This window comes from Rubellimicrobium sp. CFH 75288, assembly GCF_009904055.1.
GTDB lineage: Bacteria > Pseudomonadota > Alphaproteobacteria > Rhodobacterales > Rhodobacteraceae > Rubellimicrobium.
Window position 1 is genome coordinate 64,017 of the sequence record NZ_WYDP01000003.1, and the last position, 16,569, is coordinate 80,585.

The 16,569-nt window shown below is 68.8% G+C and carries 15 protein-coding genes; 8 read left to right on the forward strand and 7 right to left on the reverse strand.

The window, feature by feature from the left end:
* The first annotated feature begins 21 nt into the window (after positions 1 to 21).
* The 3 genes from GT358_RS03615 (at position 22) to GT358_RS03625 (ending at position 2,135) form a co-directional block, all read left to right on the forward strand.
* On the forward strand, positions 22 to 702 hold the full coding sequence (locus GT358_RS03615; RefSeq protein ID WP_166581226.1) for a molecular chaperone DjiA: 681 nt from the start codon (positions 22 to 24) through the stop codon (positions 700 to 702).
* A gap of 2 nt (positions 703 to 704) precedes the next feature.
* The gene (locus GT358_RS03620; protein WP_166581227.1) at positions 705 to 1,706 is read left to right on the forward strand and encodes an endonuclease/exonuclease/phosphatase family protein; all 1,002 of its coding nucleotides are present in this window, start codon (positions 705 to 707) and stop codon (positions 1,704 to 1,706) included.
* Between the two features lie 126 nt (positions 1,707 to 1,832).
* Complete coding sequence (locus GT358_RS03625) at positions 1,833 to 2,135, forward strand: hypothetical protein (RefSeq protein WP_166581228.1); 303 nt, start codon at positions 1,833 to 1,835, stop codon at positions 2,133 to 2,135.
* On the opposite strand, the gene GT358_RS03630 is transcribed toward GT358_RS03625, so the two are convergent.
* Genes GT358_RS03630 through GT358_RS03645 form a run of 4 tightly spaced genes read right to left on the reverse strand, consistent with a single transcriptional unit; the run spans position 2,136 to position 7,816 of the window.
* On the reverse strand, positions 2,136 to 3,704 hold the full coding sequence (locus GT358_RS03630; protein ID WP_166581229.1) for a Ppx/GppA family phosphatase: 1,569 nt from the start codon (positions 3,702 to 3,704) through the stop codon (positions 2,136 to 2,138).
* Between the two features lie 58 nt (positions 3,705 to 3,762).
* The gene (locus tag GT358_RS03635) at positions 3,763 to 5,934 is read right to left on the reverse strand and encodes an RNA degradosome polyphosphate kinase (RefSeq protein WP_166581230.1); all 2,172 of its coding nucleotides are present in this window, start codon (positions 5,932 to 5,934) and stop codon (positions 3,763 to 3,765) included.
* A 28-nt stretch (positions 5,935 to 5,962) separates the two neighbouring features.
* Positions 5,963 to 6,727, reverse strand: coding sequence for a DnaA ATPase domain-containing protein (locus GT358_RS03640; protein ID WP_166581231.1), 765 nt, complete (start codon positions 6,725 to 6,727; stop codon positions 5,963 to 5,965).
* Positions 6,728 to 6,751: 24 nt separating this feature from the next.
* Complete coding sequence (locus GT358_RS03645) at positions 6,752 to 7,816, reverse strand: AI-2E family transporter (protein WP_166581232.1); 1,065 nt, start codon at positions 7,814 to 7,816, stop codon at positions 6,752 to 6,754.
* Positions 7,817 to 7,946: 130 nt separating this feature from the next.
* On the opposite strand from GT358_RS03645, the gene proS reads away from it, so the two are divergent.
* The 5 genes from proS (at position 7,947) to GT358_RS03670 (ending at position 12,672) form a co-directional block, all read left to right on the forward strand.
* The gene (gene proS, locus GT358_RS03650) at positions 7,947 to 9,284 is read left to right on the forward strand and encodes a proline--tRNA ligase (RefSeq protein ID WP_166581233.1); all 1,338 of its coding nucleotides are present in this window, start codon (positions 7,947 to 7,949) and stop codon (positions 9,282 to 9,284) included.
* A gap of 126 nt (positions 9,285 to 9,410) precedes the next feature.
* Positions 9,411 to 10,118, forward strand: coding sequence for a ThuA domain-containing protein (locus tag GT358_RS03655; RefSeq protein WP_166581234.1), 708 nt, complete (start codon positions 9,411 to 9,413; stop codon positions 10,116 to 10,118).
* A gap of 87 nt (positions 10,119 to 10,205) precedes the next feature.
* Positions 10,206 to 11,492: a lipoprotein-releasing ABC transporter permease subunit gene (locus GT358_RS03660; protein WP_166581235.1), complete on the forward strand. Its 1,287-nt coding sequence runs from the start codon at positions 10,206 to 10,208 to the stop codon at positions 11,490 to 11,492.
* A complete protein-coding gene (locus tag GT358_RS03665; RefSeq protein WP_166581236.1) occupies positions 11,485 to 12,165 on the forward strand; it encodes an ABC transporter ATP-binding protein in 681 nt (226 codons plus the stop codon). Before GT358_RS03660 ends, GT358_RS03665 begins: the two co-directional genes overlap by 8 nt.
* Positions 12,166 to 12,279: 114 nt before the next feature.
* Entirely contained in the window at positions 12,280 to 12,672 is a 393-nt protein-coding gene (locus GT358_RS03670; RefSeq protein ID WP_166581237.1) for a c-type cytochrome, read from the forward strand.
* Here the strand turns inward: GT358_RS03670 and GT358_RS03675 are convergent.
* From GT358_RS03675 to parE, 3 genes are read right to left on the reverse strand one after another with little or no spacing between them, the layout of a single operon-like run.
* Positions 12,669 to 13,823 (reverse strand): hypothetical protein, encoded by a 1,155-nt coding sequence (locus GT358_RS03675; protein ID WP_166581238.1) that lies wholly within the window; start codon positions 13,821 to 13,823, stop codon positions 12,669 to 12,671. The genes GT358_RS03670 and GT358_RS03675 overlap by 4 nt on opposite strands.
* A 51-nt stretch (positions 13,824 to 13,874) precedes the next feature.
* On the reverse strand, positions 13,875 to 14,552 hold the full coding sequence (locus tag GT358_RS03680) for a hypothetical protein (RefSeq protein WP_166581239.1): 678 nt from the start codon (positions 14,550 to 14,552) through the stop codon (positions 13,875 to 13,877).
* Between the two features lie 55 nt (positions 14,553 to 14,607).
* Positions 14,608 to 16,560: a DNA topoisomerase IV subunit B gene (parE, locus tag GT358_RS03685; protein WP_166581240.1), complete on the reverse strand. Its 1,953-nt coding sequence runs from the start codon at positions 16,558 to 16,560 to the stop codon at positions 14,608 to 14,610.
* Positions 16,561 to 16,569 lie beyond the last annotated feature (9 nt).

A 16,569-nucleotide genomic window follows, 5' to 3' on the forward strand; every position in this document is an offset into this window, starting at 1 on the left:
TGCCTCTATAGGGTCGCGCGCATGTCGCTCTGGTCCCGCGTCCTGTCGGCCCTGTCGCGCCTTGCGCGCGGCGAGATGCTGTCGGCCCTGTTCGACCGACTGCGAACGCCGCCCGAGCGCAGCGTGGGCTTTGCCATTGCGGTCATCGCGCTCGGGGCGAAGATCGCCAAGGCGGACGGCCGGGTGACACGCAACGAGGTGGCCGCCTTCCGCGAGGTCTTCATCATCCCGCCCGGCGAGGAACAGGCGGTCGCGCGGGTCTATGACCTGGCCCGGCAGGACGTGGCCGGTTTCGAGGAATATGCGCGCCGGGTCGGCCGGATGTTCGGACAGGAACGCGAGGCGCTCGCCGATCTCCTGGAAGGTCTGTTCCACATCGCGGTCGCAGACGGCGACTACCACCCGGAGGAGAACGCCTTCCTGCGACGGGTGGCCGAGATCTTCGGCCTGCCCGAACGCGACTTCCTGCGGATCCGGTCGGAGTTCGTTCCCGATGCCGAACGCGACCCCCACGACGTCCTGGGGATCGCGCACGACGCCTCGCTCGAGGAAGCCAGGGCGGCCTGGCGGCGCCTGGTCCGGGAATGTCACCCGGATCGGCTGATGGCCCACGGGGTTCCCGAAGAAGCGATCCGTCTGGCCGAGAAGCGACTCGTGGCCATCAACGCGGCGTGGGAGCGTCTGTCCTCCCGCGGCGCCTGATCGTGCTCCGGCTCGGAACCTGGAACATTCAGTGGTTCGATCATCTCTTCGATCGGTATGGCCGTCCGCGACGGGATGCCGGTCGTAGCGGCCGCGAAGGGGTCAGCTGTGGCGAGCAGACGGAGGCCATCATCCTCGTGCTGCGCGCGCTCGATGCGGATGGGCTGATCATCGAGGAGGCCCCCGATGCGCGCCGTCGCCGGCACGGCGTCCCGGTTCTCGAGTCCTTCGCCCGGGAGGCGGGCCTGCGGACCCGATCGGTGCTGATGGGCTTCCCCAGCCATTCGGGGCAGGAGATTGCGTTGCTCTACGATCCCGATGCGCTGGAGGCCCGCCATGATCCGCGCGAGGAGGGTGCGCCGCGGTTTGACGGAACATTCCATGCGGAACTCGATGGTGCGCGCCGCGCCGTCACCTGGGCCAAGCCGCCGCTCGAGGTCGCCCTGCGCCTCGGGGACGGAACCGCGCTGCGCGTCATCGGGGTCCATGCCAAGTCCAAGAACGCCTACAACGCCCGCAATCCCGATCACGCCGAACACCTTGCCGTCGAGAACCGGCGCAAGCAGCTGGCCCAGTGCCTCTGGCTGCGGGCCCGGATCGAGGCGCATCTGACCCGCGCCGAACCGCTGGTCGTCATGGGCGACTTCAACGACGGGCCGGGGCTCGACACGTTCGAGGCGCGGTTCGGCCGGTCGGGAGTGGAGATCGTTCTGAGCGAAGGAAAGGGCCCACGTCTCGTCGATCCGCATGCCGTCGCGGCGCGAGGGCGGCACGGCGCGGCGGCGCCCGCCACGGCGCGGTTCCGCGCACCGGACAGGCGCTGGTTCTCGGCTCTGCTCGACTTCGTCATGGTCTCTCCCGACCTGCTGGCCTGCGAGCCGCGATGGCGCATCTGGCATCCGTTCGATGACGAAGGATGCTGGCGGGATCTCGTGTTGCGACGGGCGCTGCTGGACGCCTCCGATCACTTCCCGGTGACGGTGGATCTCCGCCTCGGGCCTTGAGCCCGCGTCCGGGCAACCCATATCCCGCGCATGAAAGCGATTGCCGGTGTTGTTGCTGCCCTGTTGCTTGCCGCTCCGGTCTCGGCCCAGCAGGCGTCTCCCGAAGAGGGGGGCACGGGATCGGGCTTGTTCGAGCGGGGCGTGGACGGTCTGCGGGGCTTTGCCGACGAGTTGCGCGGCGAGGTGGAGCAATGGTCCGAAGGCCTGGCGGGCATCACCGAGGAGATGCTCCCCGTCTTCCGCATGCTGGCCCGGGAGATGGGTCCCGCTCTGGTGGAGGTGTTTCGGCAGATCGACTCCATCGAGAACTACGAGTCGCCGATCCTCACGCCGGAGGGCGACATCGTGATCCGTCGGCGCCCCGACGCGCCGCCCTTCACACCGCCTCGAACCGAGCCAGCACCCGAAGCGGACGGCGTCGATCTCTGACTATTCGGCGAACTTCACCTTCGGGGTGGCGTTCATCGTCTGGGCGAGGGCTGCCAGGCGGGATTGCGCGACCTCGCCGAAGAGCGGGCGCGCTCGTGCTTCGATGGTCAGTTCGAGCTGACGCTTGTCGGGACGCCACCGGAAGGCGCCGGGGGCGTCGTGCGCGCCGAGCCAGAGCATCGCCCCCAGTCTCATCGCACGGCCGAGGATCTCGGCCTGGAGCGCGTCCTCGGCCGAGAGAAGCTTGAAGAGGGCATCGAAGCGGGTCCCTTCGCTGCGGCTGGAATAGCGGTAGAGAAGGGCAAGGCCCATGAACACCCGCTCCTCGTGCTTGATCCCTCCGAGATTGGCGCGGGTCGCCGTGTCCACGCAGGTTTCCGCCCGGTAATCGGGATGCGCCCGCCAGTTGACGTCATGCAGCAGGCAGGCGGCCTGGATGATTCGCTTGCGCTGCCAGTCCGCGTCCGGAAAGAGCGGCTGGACGAAGTCGTAGAGGACCCGGCCAAAGCCCGGCAGGCGCGCGTCTCGTGCCTCCTGGTAACGGCAGGCCTCCAGAAGCGGGTCGCGCTCGCGGAGCGACGGCGGCATTTGCTCGAACAGCAGACCCTCGCGCAGCCCGTAGGAGGAGATGGCGATGTCCTTGGGCCGAAACACGCGGACGAGTTCGGACAGGACCTCGATGGCGACCGGCACCAGTTCCATGCGGTCGGCTGACAGGTTGAGGCGCGCGCGGAGCGGGCCGGGCTCGCTTGCTCCGATGAAGGCGCGCGTGGCTTCGACGGCCTCGGCATTCATGCGGTATTCGTGCAGGACGGTGAGCGGCCATTGCCGGCGTTCCATGTCGATCCGGGCAATGGCTCGCCACGAGCCGCCGACCAGGAACAGGCGCATGCCCGTCTCGTTGCCCATCTCGTCGTGAAGCCGGGCGACGTGGGAGGCGATGTGCGCGCGCAGGCCCTTGGGACCGCCCGGCACCTCCCGCAGCTTCAGCCCTCCGAGCGGCGAGGTGACGCGCCGGCCGACCCGTCCCTGGGCGAGATCCGCCAGTTCCATGGACGCGCCGCCGATGTCGCACACCAGCCCGAACGAGCCCGGCCAGCCCAGCAGCACGCCCTGGGCCGACAGGCGGGCCTCCTCGTCGCCCGGGATCACCTGGAGGCGCAGACCGGTCTTCGCCTCGACCTCCTCCACGAATTCGGAGCCATCCTCCGCCTCCCGCACGGCGGCCGTGGCTACCGCGAGGAGCGGCGGCAGGTCCATGCCGCGCGCCAGGGCCGCGAACCGGCACAGCGCATCGATGGCGCGCCGCCGGCCCTTGGGATTGAGGCGCCCCGTCTCCGAGAGACCGGCGCCCAGGGCGCACATCACCTTCTCGTTGTAGAAATAGGCGGGGCTGCGCGGCGCGCCGTCGAACACGACGAACCGCACGGAGTTGGAGCCCACATCCACCACACCGACATGGAGGGTTCCCGATCCGGGAAGCTGCGCCGCGGGGAAGGCAGGAAAGGGAACGCCACGCTGGGCGGCGAGAAGGCGGTCGGCGATCACGGGTTCGTCCTCGGCTTGCATGCGCAGGGAGCGGTCCTGACGTCGTCCTGCACGGGAAGTGGAGCGGGGCGGCACCGCGTCAACGTCCTTCCATCGTGAGGGTGCGGACATCGGAGGCGCCGCGGGAGCCCCGCCCCGACAGGGACGGGTTTTCCATGAAGAACCTGTGACAGGAGAAGGCGCCCTCCGCCGCAGCTTCGGGGGGACGGACGAAGCGGCCTTCGGGACCCATCACCCAGGATTGTGCGACATCGGCCAGGTTCGCGGCCATGATCTGGTCGACGATCTGCGCCTTGACCGTGGGGTTGGTCGCCTCCACCAGCGTCTCCACCCGTCGATCCATGTTGCGGCCCATCCAGTCTGCCGAACTCAGAAACACGCGGGCCCGCCGGGCCGGCAGCCCATGACCGTTCCCGAAGCAGACGATGCGTGAATGTTCCAGAAAGCGGCCGACGATGGACTTGACGCGGATGTTCTCGCTCAGGCCCTCCACCCCCGCGCGCAGGCCGCAGATCCCCCGCACCACCAGGCTGATCTTCACGCCGGCGCGCGAGGCGGCATAGAGCGCGTCGATCAGATCCTCCTCGATGAGGGAGTTCATCTTGGCCCAGATGGCCGCCGGACGACCGGCCCGGGCGTGATCGGCTTCCGCCGCGATCAGGTCGAGCAGCCGTGCCTTGAGGGTCAGCGGCGACACGGCGAGGTTCTCCATGCCCTCCGGATGGGCATAGCCGCCGACATAGTTGAACAGCTTGGTCGCGTCGCGGCCCAGACGCGGATCGACGGAAAACAGCGAAAGGTCCGTGTAGATCCGCGCCGTGATCGGATGGTAGTTGCCGGTTCCGAAATGCGTGTAGGTCACCAGCTGGCCGCCTTCCCGTCTCACCACCACGCTGACCTTGGCATGGGTCTTGAGGCCCACGAAGCCATAGACGACATGCGCGCCGGCGCGCTCCAGCCGGCGCGACTGGCGGATGTTGGCCGCCTCGTCGAAGCGCGCCTTGAGTTCGACGAGGGCGGTGACGGACTTGCCGTCCTCGGCAGCCTCGCACAGAGCGTCCACGATCGGGGAGTTGCGGGAGGTGCGATAGAGGGTCTGCTTGATCGCCACCACGTCCGGATCGCGCGCGGCCTGCTCCAGAAAGCGCACCACCGTGTCGAAGCTCTCGTAGGGGTGGTGGAGCAGCATGTCCTTCTGCCGGATGGCGGCGAAGATGTCGCCCCCGTGGTCCTGCACGCGCTCAGGCACGCGCGGGGTAAAGGCGGGCCACAGGAGGTCCGGCCGCGATTCGAGCACCAGTTCCCGCAGGGCGGCGATGCCGATCATCCGGTCCACCTCGACCACCTCGTGGGGCTCGACATGGAGATTGTCCATGATGAGGGTCCGCAGCGACGGCGGGGCTCCGGCCGTGATCTTGAGGCGGACGACCTCGCCGCGCCGCCTTCGCTTGAGGGCGGTCTCGAACTCCCGGACCAGATCCTCGGCCTCGTCCTCCACCTCGATGTCGCTGTCGCGCAGGACACGGAACGCGCAGGAGCCGGTGACGCGATAGCCCGGAAAGAGGCGGTCGAGATGGAGCAGCAGCAGATCCTCGAGCGGAAGGAAGCGCCGCACCGCGCCATGGTCCGGCAGGGGGACGAAGCGCTCCACCTGGGAGGGGACCGGCAGGAGCGCCCGCAGACCCCGCCGGTCCGCGACACGATCCAGCGCGAGGGCGAGCGCGAAGCCTTCGTTCGGGATGAACGGGAACGGATGGGCCGGGTCGATGGCGAGCGGCGACAGGACGGGAAAGACGCGCGACAGGAAATGCTCCTCGAGCGCGGCGCGATCCTCCTCCAGAACGTCCGAGCGGCCGAGGATGACGATCCCGTGCTCGGCCATCTCGGCCCTGAGGGCGACAAAGACATCCTGCTGGGCCACGATGAGCCGGCGCGCTTCCTGGTCGATGCGAACCAGCTGCTGCGCGGGCGTGAGGCCGTCCGGTGACAGGGTCGTGTTGCCGGCCCGGGCCAGCTGGCGCAGTCCCGCCACCCGGACGGAGTAGAACTCGTCGAGGTTCGTGGCCGAGATGGACAGAAAGCGCAGCCGCTCCAGAAGGGGAACACGGGGGTTCTGGGCCTCCTCCAGGACGCGCCAGTTGAAGCCCAGCCAGCTCAGCTCGCGGTTCAGGAACCGCTCCGGCCCGTCCAGATCGCCCTCGCCGGGATGGGCCGGGGGGAAATCGGCGCGAAGGAAGTCTGCTGATGACATCGATTCCAGAGCGAACGGTTCGGAGCCTCTATGGCCCGGGGGTCTCTCCGCTGTCCACGATTCGGCGCGCGAGAGCCAGCGTGACGCGACAGCCTTCCGCGAGGCTCGCCCGGTCGAGCAGGGCAACGGCGGCAGCCGCGGCGGCGTGGGACCGTTCGATGCGACGCACGAGAAAGGCCATGACGTCGGGATGGGGAAAGATGCCCCGGTCGGCAAAGTGCTTGGCCAGAAGGGCGGCAAGCAGGGCATCGTCGGGGGGGCCGATCCGGACCACATGCGCCGCCTGCATCCGGCTTGCGAGATCGGACAGGCCGATCCGCCACTGGGCGGCGGGACGATCCGCCGTCATCAGCAGGCGCCCGCCGGTCTGAAGCAGGTAGTTGTGGAGATGGAACATGGCCTGCTCGGCCGCGGCCGGCAGGGCCTCCATGTCCTCCACCGCCACGGCGGCGCCGGGCTCGGGCAGGGCGGGTGCTGCGGACAGGTCCCGGGCGGCGAGGCGGACAGCTCCGGTCTGGGTCTGCCAGATCCGGACAAGATGCGACTTGCCGGCTCCCTCCGGTCCCACGAGGAGCAGCCGACCCTCTGGCCAGCGCAGGCCCCCGGTGATCATCGCATGGGCATCCGCGTTCGACTCGGACACGAAGAAGGATTCCGGTCCCAGCGCAACCGGAAGGCTCCAGTCGAAGGTGAGCTGCTCGGCATCAAGAGCTGGGGGAGTCCCGCGCCGTGTACCGCTTCTTGGCGCAGCGGGCCAGGTGTCATCGAGCAGGGAGAGCTGCTCGCCGGTCATGGAAGGGAACTCATCGCGATCGTCTCACGGAGGGGGCGGCGGCGTCCCGAGATAGAGCGGGCTTGTCTTGTATTTCGCAAGTGCGAAGCGGACGAGAACGCCGATCACGGCCGAGACGGGCACGGCCACCAGCACGCCCACGAACCCGAACAGGGCGCCGAAGGCGGCCAGGGCAAAGATCAGCCAGACCGGATGCACGCCGACGCGATCGCCGACCAGCTTCGGCGTCAGGAAGTTGCCTTCGACGATCTGTCCGAGCTGGAAGATGACGGCGACCAGGATGATCCAGGGCCAGTCGCCCCAGAACTGGAACAGCGCAAGGCCGATGGCCAGCAGACCACCCACCAGCGCGCCGACATAGGGGATGAAGGTCAGCGCCCCGGCGATCGCGCCCACGACCAGACCGAAGCTCAGACCCACGGCGGCGAGCGCCAGGGCATAATAGCTGCCCAGGATCAGGCAGACCAGCGCCTGTCCCCGGATGAAGGCTGCCAGGGTCGCATCGCTTTCGCGCGCCAGCATCCTGATGGTGGGCGCGTGCTCGCGCGGCAGGAGGTCGTCGATGCGCTCCACCATGCGGTCCCAGTCGAGCAGCATGTAGAACGTCACCACGGGCACCACGATGATGACGAAGACCCAGTTGAGCAGCCCCATCGCGCCCGACAGGAGCGTGTTCAGGAACTCGAGTCCCCGGGCCTGCAGGGCGAGACCCAGATCGGCCAGCTGCTGCCGGATCGGACTGGTCTCCACCAGAAGGTCTGGAAAGCGCTCGGTCAGCCAGCCGGTGGCCTGGGCGATGAGGACAGGAGCGATGCGGAACAGGGCCGTGGCCTGGTTGACCAGGACCGGGATCACCAGAAGGACGACCGCCATGATCGCGAGGAGGGCCCCCAAGGTGATGAGGGCGACCGCCCAGACCCGCCGGAGGCCGAGCCGAACCAGCCGGTCCGCCAGGGGATCGAGGACATAGGCCAGCGCGCCCCCGAGGAGGAAGGGCATGATGACATCGCCCAGCAGCCACAGCAGCACGAGGAAGACCAGCGCGGCGACGCCCCAGATCCGTGCCTGCCGCTCGACCGAGACCGCCATGGCTGCCCTCTTCCGACGGTGCATCGTATCCCCTGCGGTCCCGAAGCACGCAAGCGTCACGCGAGCATCGCCGCTTGTCGGCCCGGGAGGCTTGGCCTAACAGCCGGCGGGACTGCCACGAGGAATGCCCATGCGCCTGTCCCGCTATTTTCTGCCCGTGCTCAAGGAGAACCCTGCCGAAGCCCAGATCGTCTCGCACCGGCTGATGCTGCGGGCCGGGATGATCAAGCAGCAGGCGGCGGGCATCTATTCCTGGCTGCCGCTCGGCTACAAGGTCCTCCGCCGGGTCGAGACCATCGTTCACGAGGAGCAGCAGCGTGCGGGTCACATCCCGCTGCTGATGCCCACGCTCCAGCCTGCCGACCTCTGGCGCGAGTCGGGGCGCTACGACGATTACGGGCAGGAGATGCTCCGCATCCGGGACCGGCAGGACCGGGAGATGCTCTATGGCCCCACCAACGAGGAGATGATCACCGACATCTTCCGCAGCCACGTGGCGAGCTACCGGGACCTGCCGCTGACGCTCTACCACATCCAGTGGAAGTTCCGCGACGAGCTGCGTCCGCGCTTCGGAGTCATGCGCGGCCGCGAGTTCCTGATGAAGGACGGCTACACGTTCGACGTGGACCGCGAGGCGGCCATGCACGCCTACAACCGCCACATGGTGAGCTACCTGCGCACCTACGAGCGGATGGGCCTGACCGCCATCCCCATGCGGGCCGCATCCGGACCGATCGGCGGGGACGACACGCACGAGTTCCTCGTTCTCGCTCCGACCGGCGAATCGGAGGTGTTCTACGATGAGGCCGTGACGACGCTGCGGCTCGGGAACCGGCAGATCGACTACGACGACCGGGCGGCCGTGGCCGAGATCTGCGCCGAGTTCACGCGGCTCTATGCCCGCACGGACGAGACCCACGATCCGGCCCTGTTCGCCGCGATCCCCGAGACGCAGCGTAAGGTCGGACGCGGGATCGAGGTCGGACAGATCTTCTATTTCGGCACCAAGTACTCGGCTCCGATGGGTGCGACGATCACCAACGCCGCCGGCGAACGGGTGGCCGTCCACATGGGCAGCCACGGGATCGGAGTCTCGCGCCTTCTCGGTGCCATCATCGAGGCCAGCCACGACGACAGGGGGATCATCTGGCCGGAAGGGGTCACGCCCTTCCATGCGGCGATCGTCAATCTCAAGCCGGGCGATGCGGCGGCCGACGCGGCCTGCGAGACCATCTACGGACTCCTGCGCGAGCGGGGTCTCGAACCGCTCTACGACGACCGGGACGCGCGCGCGGGCGAGAAGTTCGCCACGATGGATCTGATCGGCCTGCCTTGGCGCATCACCGTCGGTCCGCGCGGGCTGGCTGGCGGCAAGGTCGAACTCACGTCGCGTCGCACCGGGGACAGCGAGGAGATGTCCCCCGAGGCGGCGGTCGCCCGCGTGGCCGAGATCTACGCCGGTTCCTGACGTCGCGTGCGTCCCGTTCGTCCCGGATCGCGGGCGCAGACAGCCGGCGGGACGGCATCCGGGTTGCCGCCGCGGCTCCTCCGGGCGAGGATCGGGCGAGGCCCCTCGGGGCGGAGAGGGAGAGACATGCGCGCGCTCGTCACATGGGGAGGATGGGAGGGCCACGAGCCCGACCGGGTCGCGGCTCTCCTGCGTTCGATCCTCGAGGACGAGGGGATCGGTGTCGTCGTGACCGACAGCCTCGATGCCTTCGACGATGCCGAAGGGCTCCGGTCGCTCGATCTGATCGTGCCGGTCTGGACGATGGCCGAACTGTCGCGCGAGCGGGCCGAGAACGTCTCCGAGGCGGTCGCCCGCGGCACGGGACTGGCCGGCTGCCACGGCGGCATGTGCGATGCGTTCCGCGGCAATCCGCTGTGGCAGTTCATCACCGGCGGCAACTGGGTCGCGCATCCGGGCGGTGACGGCGTGCGCTTCCGCCTGCGGCTCGACCCGGATCACGACCTGACGGCCGGGATCGGCGATTTCGAGGTCGAGACCGAACAGTACTACCTGCACGTGGACCCCGCCAACCGGGTCCTGGCCTGGACGGACTTTCCCACGGTATCCTGGTATCATGCCGCCAATGGTCCCGCCGCCGTTCCGGCAGCCTGGACGCGACACTGGGGACACGGACGGGTGTACTACAACGCGCTGGGACACAAGGCACGGGTCCTCGAAGCCGGTCCGGTCCGCGAGATGCTGAGGCGGGGTCTCGTCTGGGCAGCCCAGGGCCGGGCGGCCGCGGCAGGCCTCGGGGTGGAGGTCTGGCAGTCGGCGGGCAGTCACTGGTAGGCGCGTCGGTGCCGCGGGCGTCATCGGCCGCGCGTTGACGCCCGGCCGGACCGCCGCCATGGTCCGCGCCGACCCGGAAGGAGCCCCATGGCCAGCCGAACCAGACCCTTTGCCGCCCATGAACGGATGATCGCGTGGCGCTACCTGCGCGCCAGGCGGGCCGAAGGTGGTGTGTCCGTCATGACCTGGATCAGCCTGGTCGGTGTGACGCTGGCCGTGTTCGCGCTGATCGCCACGCTGGCCGTGCGGTCGGGGTTTCGTACCGAGTTCGTGGACACGATCCTCGGCGCCAACGCCCATGTGACCATCCATGCCGTCCCACGGCTGGGACCCGGCGGGCAGGAGGTGCGCACGATCGGGGATGCGGAATCCCTCGCCGCCCGGATCGCGGCCGTTCCGGGGGTGGAGCGCGCCGCGCCGCTCGTGCGCGGTCAGGTCATGGCGACCTTCGAGGGCCGCAACGCCGGCATCGAGGTCCTGGGGATCGCACCGGACGACCTCTCCGCCATCCGCCGGATTGCCGAGCCCGTCGAAGCGGAAGGGTCCATCCAGGACTTCCCGGCCGGCATCGCCATCGGCTCGGGCATCGCGCGCGAACTCGGCCTTGGCGTCGGCGACCGGGTGCGCATCATCTCGCCCGAAGGCGCCCGCACCCCGCTCGGCGTGTCGCCGCGCGTGTCGGCCTATGACGTGACCTACATCTTCACGGCCGGCCGATACGACATCGACAGGACCCGCGCCTACCTGCCGCTGGCGGAAGCGCAGGTCTTCTTCAACCGCGACGGCGTGGCCGACGAGATCGAGGTGATCGTCGCGGACCCCGACCGGGTCGAGACGCTGGTGCCCGCCATCCTCGAAGCCGCGGGGCCCGGTTTCTTCGCCTGGACCTGGAAGGACGCGTCCGGCGCCTTCCTTCAGGCCCTCACGGTGGAGGACAACGTGATGTTCGTGATCCTCTCGGTCCTCGTGCTGATCGCCTCCATGAACATCATCTCCGGCCTCATCATGCTGGTGAAGAACAAGGGCCGCGACATCGGCATCCTGCGGACGATGGGACTGACCGAGGGGGCCGTCCTGCGCGTGTTCTTTCTGGTGGGGGCATCCATCGGAACGGCGGGAACCCTTCTGGGCGTGATCCTCGGCTGCGCCTTCGCGATCTGGATCGACCCGATCTTCTCGGCCGTGAACTGGCTCGCCGGCGGCGGCGTCTGGGACCCCTCGATCCGGGGCCTTTATCGGCTTCCGGCCCAGCTGCGTCTCCAGGACGTCCTGTCCGCCGTGGCGTTGTCGCTGTTTCTGAGCTGGGTGGTGACGCTGTTTCCGGCCAGACGGGCGGCGCGGATGAACCCGGTCGAGGCCCTGCGCTATGAGTGAGGTCCTCCGCCTGCGGGAGGTGCGCAAGACCTACAATCCCGGCCGGTCCAACGCCGTCGAGGTGCTGCGCGGGGTCGATCTGTCGCTGATCCGGGGCGAGGTCGTGGCGCTGGTCGCCCCCTCGGGGGCGGGGAAGTCCACCCTCCTGCACATCGCCGGCCTCCTCGATGCCCCGGATGAGGGGCAAGTCCTTCTGGAGGGGGAGGACATGACGCACGAGGGCGACCGCAGGAGGACGCTTGCCCGTCGCGACCGGATCGGCTTCGTCTATCAGTTCCACCACCTCCTGCCGGAGTTCAGCGCGGCAGAGAACGTCGTCCTGCCGCAGCTCGCCGCCGGCCGTCGGCGGTCGGAGGCCGATGCGCGGACGCGGGACCTGCTCGAGCGGGTTGGTGTCTTCGCGCGGGCCGACCATCGCCCCGCCGCCCTGTCGGGGGGAGAGCAGCAGCGGGTCGCCTTCTGTCGAGCCCTCGCGAACAGGCCGCGCCTGCTCCTGGCGGACGAGCCGACCGGCAATCTGGATCCGGCGACGTCCGAGCGGGTGTTCGACGCCCTCATGGATCTGGCGCGATCGGAGGGCCTCGCGGCGCTGGTGGCGACCCACAACCTCGCTCTGGCTGCCCGGATGGATCGCGTCGTCCGGCTGGAGAAGGGCCGGGTCGTGCCCGGCTGATCGCGCCCTTCCGCCGACGGCCTGTCGCCGTCTCGACGCGCGCTCCCCGCTCTGGCAGGATCGGCTCCAAGGCGTCCGCTGAAGACGTCGCCATCGGGACGAGCAGGAGCGACCATGCGCCCCCACCCCCTTCTTGCGCTGCTGGCGCTGGCCGCTTGCGTCGAGCAGGAGCCCGAGCCCTCGGGCGCAGCCCTGTTTCGGGAGCATTGCGCATCCTGCCATGGCCCCGACGGTCGCGGCGGGGGGGCGGCTGCGGCTGCTCTGGACCGCGCGCCTCCCGATCTGACGCAGATCAGCCGGCGCAACGGCGGCACCTTTCCGCGCAATCGGGTCATGAGCATCATCGACGGCTATACCCGAGGCACCCATAGCGGGCGGCTGATGCCGGAGTTCGGAGAGATGGACCTCGGCCCGACCGTCATCATCGAGGATGTGCCGGGTGTCGGTACGCCGGTCCCTGTCCGGCTTCTCGCCTTGGCGGACTATCTCGAATCGATCCAGCACTAGGCGCCGGGGGATAGCGACCGGGACACTTCCCGGAACGCCTCGAAGGAGTCGGGATCGAGGGGGACGAGATCCGGCACCGCAAGGCTGCCGATCACCTGCCAGTCCGTGCCGCTCCGCAGGATGTCCGCCGAAAGGGCCGTGGCGGCTTCGAGGGTCTTGAGCGTGTTGAGCGCGACGGCCGCATCGGCCTGGGCAACCGCCAGCCTCCGGCGCACCTCGTCGCGCCTCTCCACCAGGGTGGCCCGGTAATCGGCGATCACCTCGGCCACGCGCCGCTGGACGGCGAGGTTGCCTTCGAAGGCTGCCCGGCGGGCCGGAGCCTCCGTCTCCAGCAGGGCGCCCTCGGTTTCGGCGATCAGGCGGGCATTGCGCCCCTCGATCTCCGCCAGACGGGGCAGCCATCTGGTGTCATAATCGGCCAGATGCCTCTCGTGCAGCCTGACCAGCATGAGCCGGGTGACGGCAGCCACGGCATAGTAGCGCCGCATCGTCCGTTCGTCCCCGGCCACGCGCTCGATCTCGCGCAGACGGTCCTCGATCCGGGCGATGGCGGCGAAGAGCGTGGCGGCTTCCAGAAGCGTTCCCCCATCGGCCCGGTAGAGCAGCGCCTCGGCGGCCGGCCCGTCGAGCGCCAGTCCCCACTCGGCCTCCACATGCCGGCGAAAGTCGTCGATCAGTTCGCTCCGCTCGAGGTCCATGCGCTCGATCCGGTCCTCGAGCGAGGCGATCTCACGGTCGAGGGCGTCCTGCGAGCCCGGCGCGGCCATTCGCCCCATGGCCCGGTCCAGAAGGGTCGGCTCGCCGCTGCCGGGAGCAGCCGTCAGTCGCTCCACCCGAGCCTGAGCCGCCCGTTCGCGCAAGGCAGCCTCGGCGCGATCCAGCGAGAGGAGCCGGTCACGCGCTTCTCCGTAGCGGCTGCCGAGCACCAGGTCGAGCAGCCGGTCCAGCCGCCTGTCGAGATCGCGCTGGAGGTCGCGACGGTCGGTCAGGAAGGGAATGGGCCCTTCGGGGGCATCGTCCCACCCGGCGATGATGGCCCGGATGGCGTCCAGATCCCGTTCGATGGCACCGATCGCGTCCGCCGGATCGCGTCCGACCTGCGCCACGACCGGCGTGGCGAGGCAGACCAGCAGTGCGATCACCCGGATCATGGCAGACCCTCCCGATCCCTCTTGTCCCATCGAGACCGACCGGTCGTCCAGTCAGTCGCAGATGCCTTCGACCTCGACCCCCCGCCAAGGCAGCAGCACCCATTCGGGCCCGCTCTCCGAAAGCGGAGCCAGCGGGAAGTAGGGCGCGAGCAGGTCATGCAGGCGCTTCGTGCGGGGCGCCTCGGGCGCGAGCGTGCGGCAGCAGACATATTCCTCCATGATGGACCCCTGCTGCTCGAAGCCGTATTCGAGGAAATCGGCCGAAGTGTTCAGGTCGAACATGTAGGGATCGGCGCGCCCGACATGTTCGCGTGCCGCGCGCAGCGGATGATAGCCGGTGATGTGCCGGTTCTGCCACTGCCAGACATGGACCATCTCGTGGGCCAGCAGCATGGCGTCGGCGAGAGGGATCGCCTGTGGCCATCCCTCGAGCATGTCCTCCCGGTAGAGGTCGCTGCGCAGGTGAACATCCTCCCACATCGCCATGGCGCCCGTGTTGACGCGGATGGTCGGTCCGGCCGGGGGCGGAAAGATCTTCGACTGGCAGGTGGTGCGCGGCGGCGCGGGAACCGTTCGGGGCGCCCCCAGCGCGAGCCCATGATGCAGCCGGACATGGTCCATCCGCAGGGTCTCGCCATGAAGGGTGCCGAGGAAGGAACGTTCGTTCGGCGTCAGGGGCCGCCCGCAGGCCGCCAGAAGGACGAGGACGAGGAAGGCCGCGAATCGCATGGTTCGACAGGGGCACGCTGCCGCTTGCGGTTCAAGTCACGCCCGCGTCAGGGCCTCAGACATCCAGTTCTTCGGCAAAGCGGGCATTCTCCTGGATGAAGCGGAACCGCTGCTCCGGCTTCTTGCCCATGAGGCGTTCGACGAGGTCCTCGGTCTCGCCCGGCTCCTCGTCGGCCAGCGTGACACGGATGAGACGACGGGTCGCTGGGTCCATGGTCGTGTCCTTGAGGTCCTTGGCATCCATCTCGCCCAGGCCCTTGAACCGCTGCACCTCCACGCGGCCCTTGCCTCCGAGCCCCCGGGCCAGCCAAGCGTCCTTCTCGGCATCGCTGGCCACATAGCGCCGATGCGACCCCTGAGTGAGCCGATACAGCGGCGGGCAGGCAAGATAGAGGTGCCCGCGTTCGATCAGCGGACGCATCTGCGCGAAGAAGAACGTCATCAGCAACGAGGCGATATGGGCGCCGTCCACATCGGCATCGGTCATGATGATGACCTTCTCGTAGCGCAAATCCTCGATGTTGAACTTCGATCCGAGCCCGACCCCGAGCGCCTGGGCGAGGTCGGCGATCTCCTGATTGGAGCCGAGCTTGGATGAGGCCGCTCCGAGAACGTTGAGGATCTTGCCGCGGAGAGGCAGAAGCGCCTGAGTCCGGCGATCGCGGGCGGCCTTGGCCGATCCGCCCGCCGAATCGCCCTCGACGATGAAGATCTCGGTGCCCTCGCGCGACGAGGCCGAGCAGTCCACGAGTTTGCCGGGCAGGCGCAGTTTGCGGGTCGCCGACTTGCGGGCCGTTTCCTTCTCCTGCCGACGCCGGATACGCTCCTCCGCGCGCAGGGCGACGAAGTCCAGGATCGCCCCGGCCGCCTTGGGGTCGGCGGCAAGCCAGTGATCGAAATGGTCCCGCACGGCGCCTTCGACCAGACGGGCCGCGTCCTGGGTCGCGAGGCGATCCTTGGTCTGGCCGACGAATTCGGGCTCTCGGATGAAGCAGCTGACCAGCGCGCAGGCACCGCCGGCCAGATCCTCACGGATGATCGCGTCCGCCTTGCGCGACCGGGCCAGCTCGGCATGAGCCCGCAGACCCTTGAGAAGGGCAGCCCAGAAGCCCGCTTCATGCGTGCCCCCCTCGGGTGTGGGGATGGTGTTGCAGTAGCTCTGCAGGAAACCGTCGCGCGACGGTGTCCAGTGGATGGCCCATTCCACCTTGCCGGGAACGCCGAAGCGATCCTGAAACGAGACCGAGCCCGCAAAGGGACGCTCGGTCCAGGTGACCGCATCACCCAGCGTTTCCGTGAGATAGTCGGCGAGCCCGCCCGGAAAGCGGAACGTGGCCTCGGTGGGCGTCTCCCCGTCATCCACCTCGCTGCGCCACCGGATCTCGACCCCGGAGAACAGATAGGCCTTGGATCGCGCCATGCGGAACAGCCGGGCTGGACGGAATCGACCATGACCGAAGATGTCGGGGTCCGGGTGGAACGTCGTTTGCGTCCCCCGCCGGTTGGATGTGGGCCCGAGCTTCTCGAGAGGCCCGAGAGGGACCCCGCGCGAGAAGCGCTGCTCGAAGAGTTCGCGGTTGCGGGCCACCTGCACCACCAGGCGGTCCGAAAGAGCGTTGACGACCGAAGCTCCCACGCCGTGCAGCCCGCCGGATGTCTCGTAAGCCTTGCCTCCGAACTTGCCGCCGGCATGGAGGGTGCAGTGGATCACCTCGAGGGCCGACTTGTCCGGAAACTTCGGATGCGGATCGACCGGCATCCCCCGTCCGTTGTCGCGGATCGTCACCGACCCGTCGGCATGCAGCTCGACCTCGATGCGGGTCGCATGACCGGCCACCGCCTCGTCCATCGAGTTGTCGAGAATCTCCGCCGCCATGTGATGCAGCGCATGCTCGTCCGTGCCGCCGATATACATGCCGGGGCGTTTGCGAACGGGCTCGAGCCCCTCCAGCACCTCGATGGCCGCAGCATCGTACCCCTCGGGGCCGGCGAGAAGATCGTCGGGCATGGCTATTGT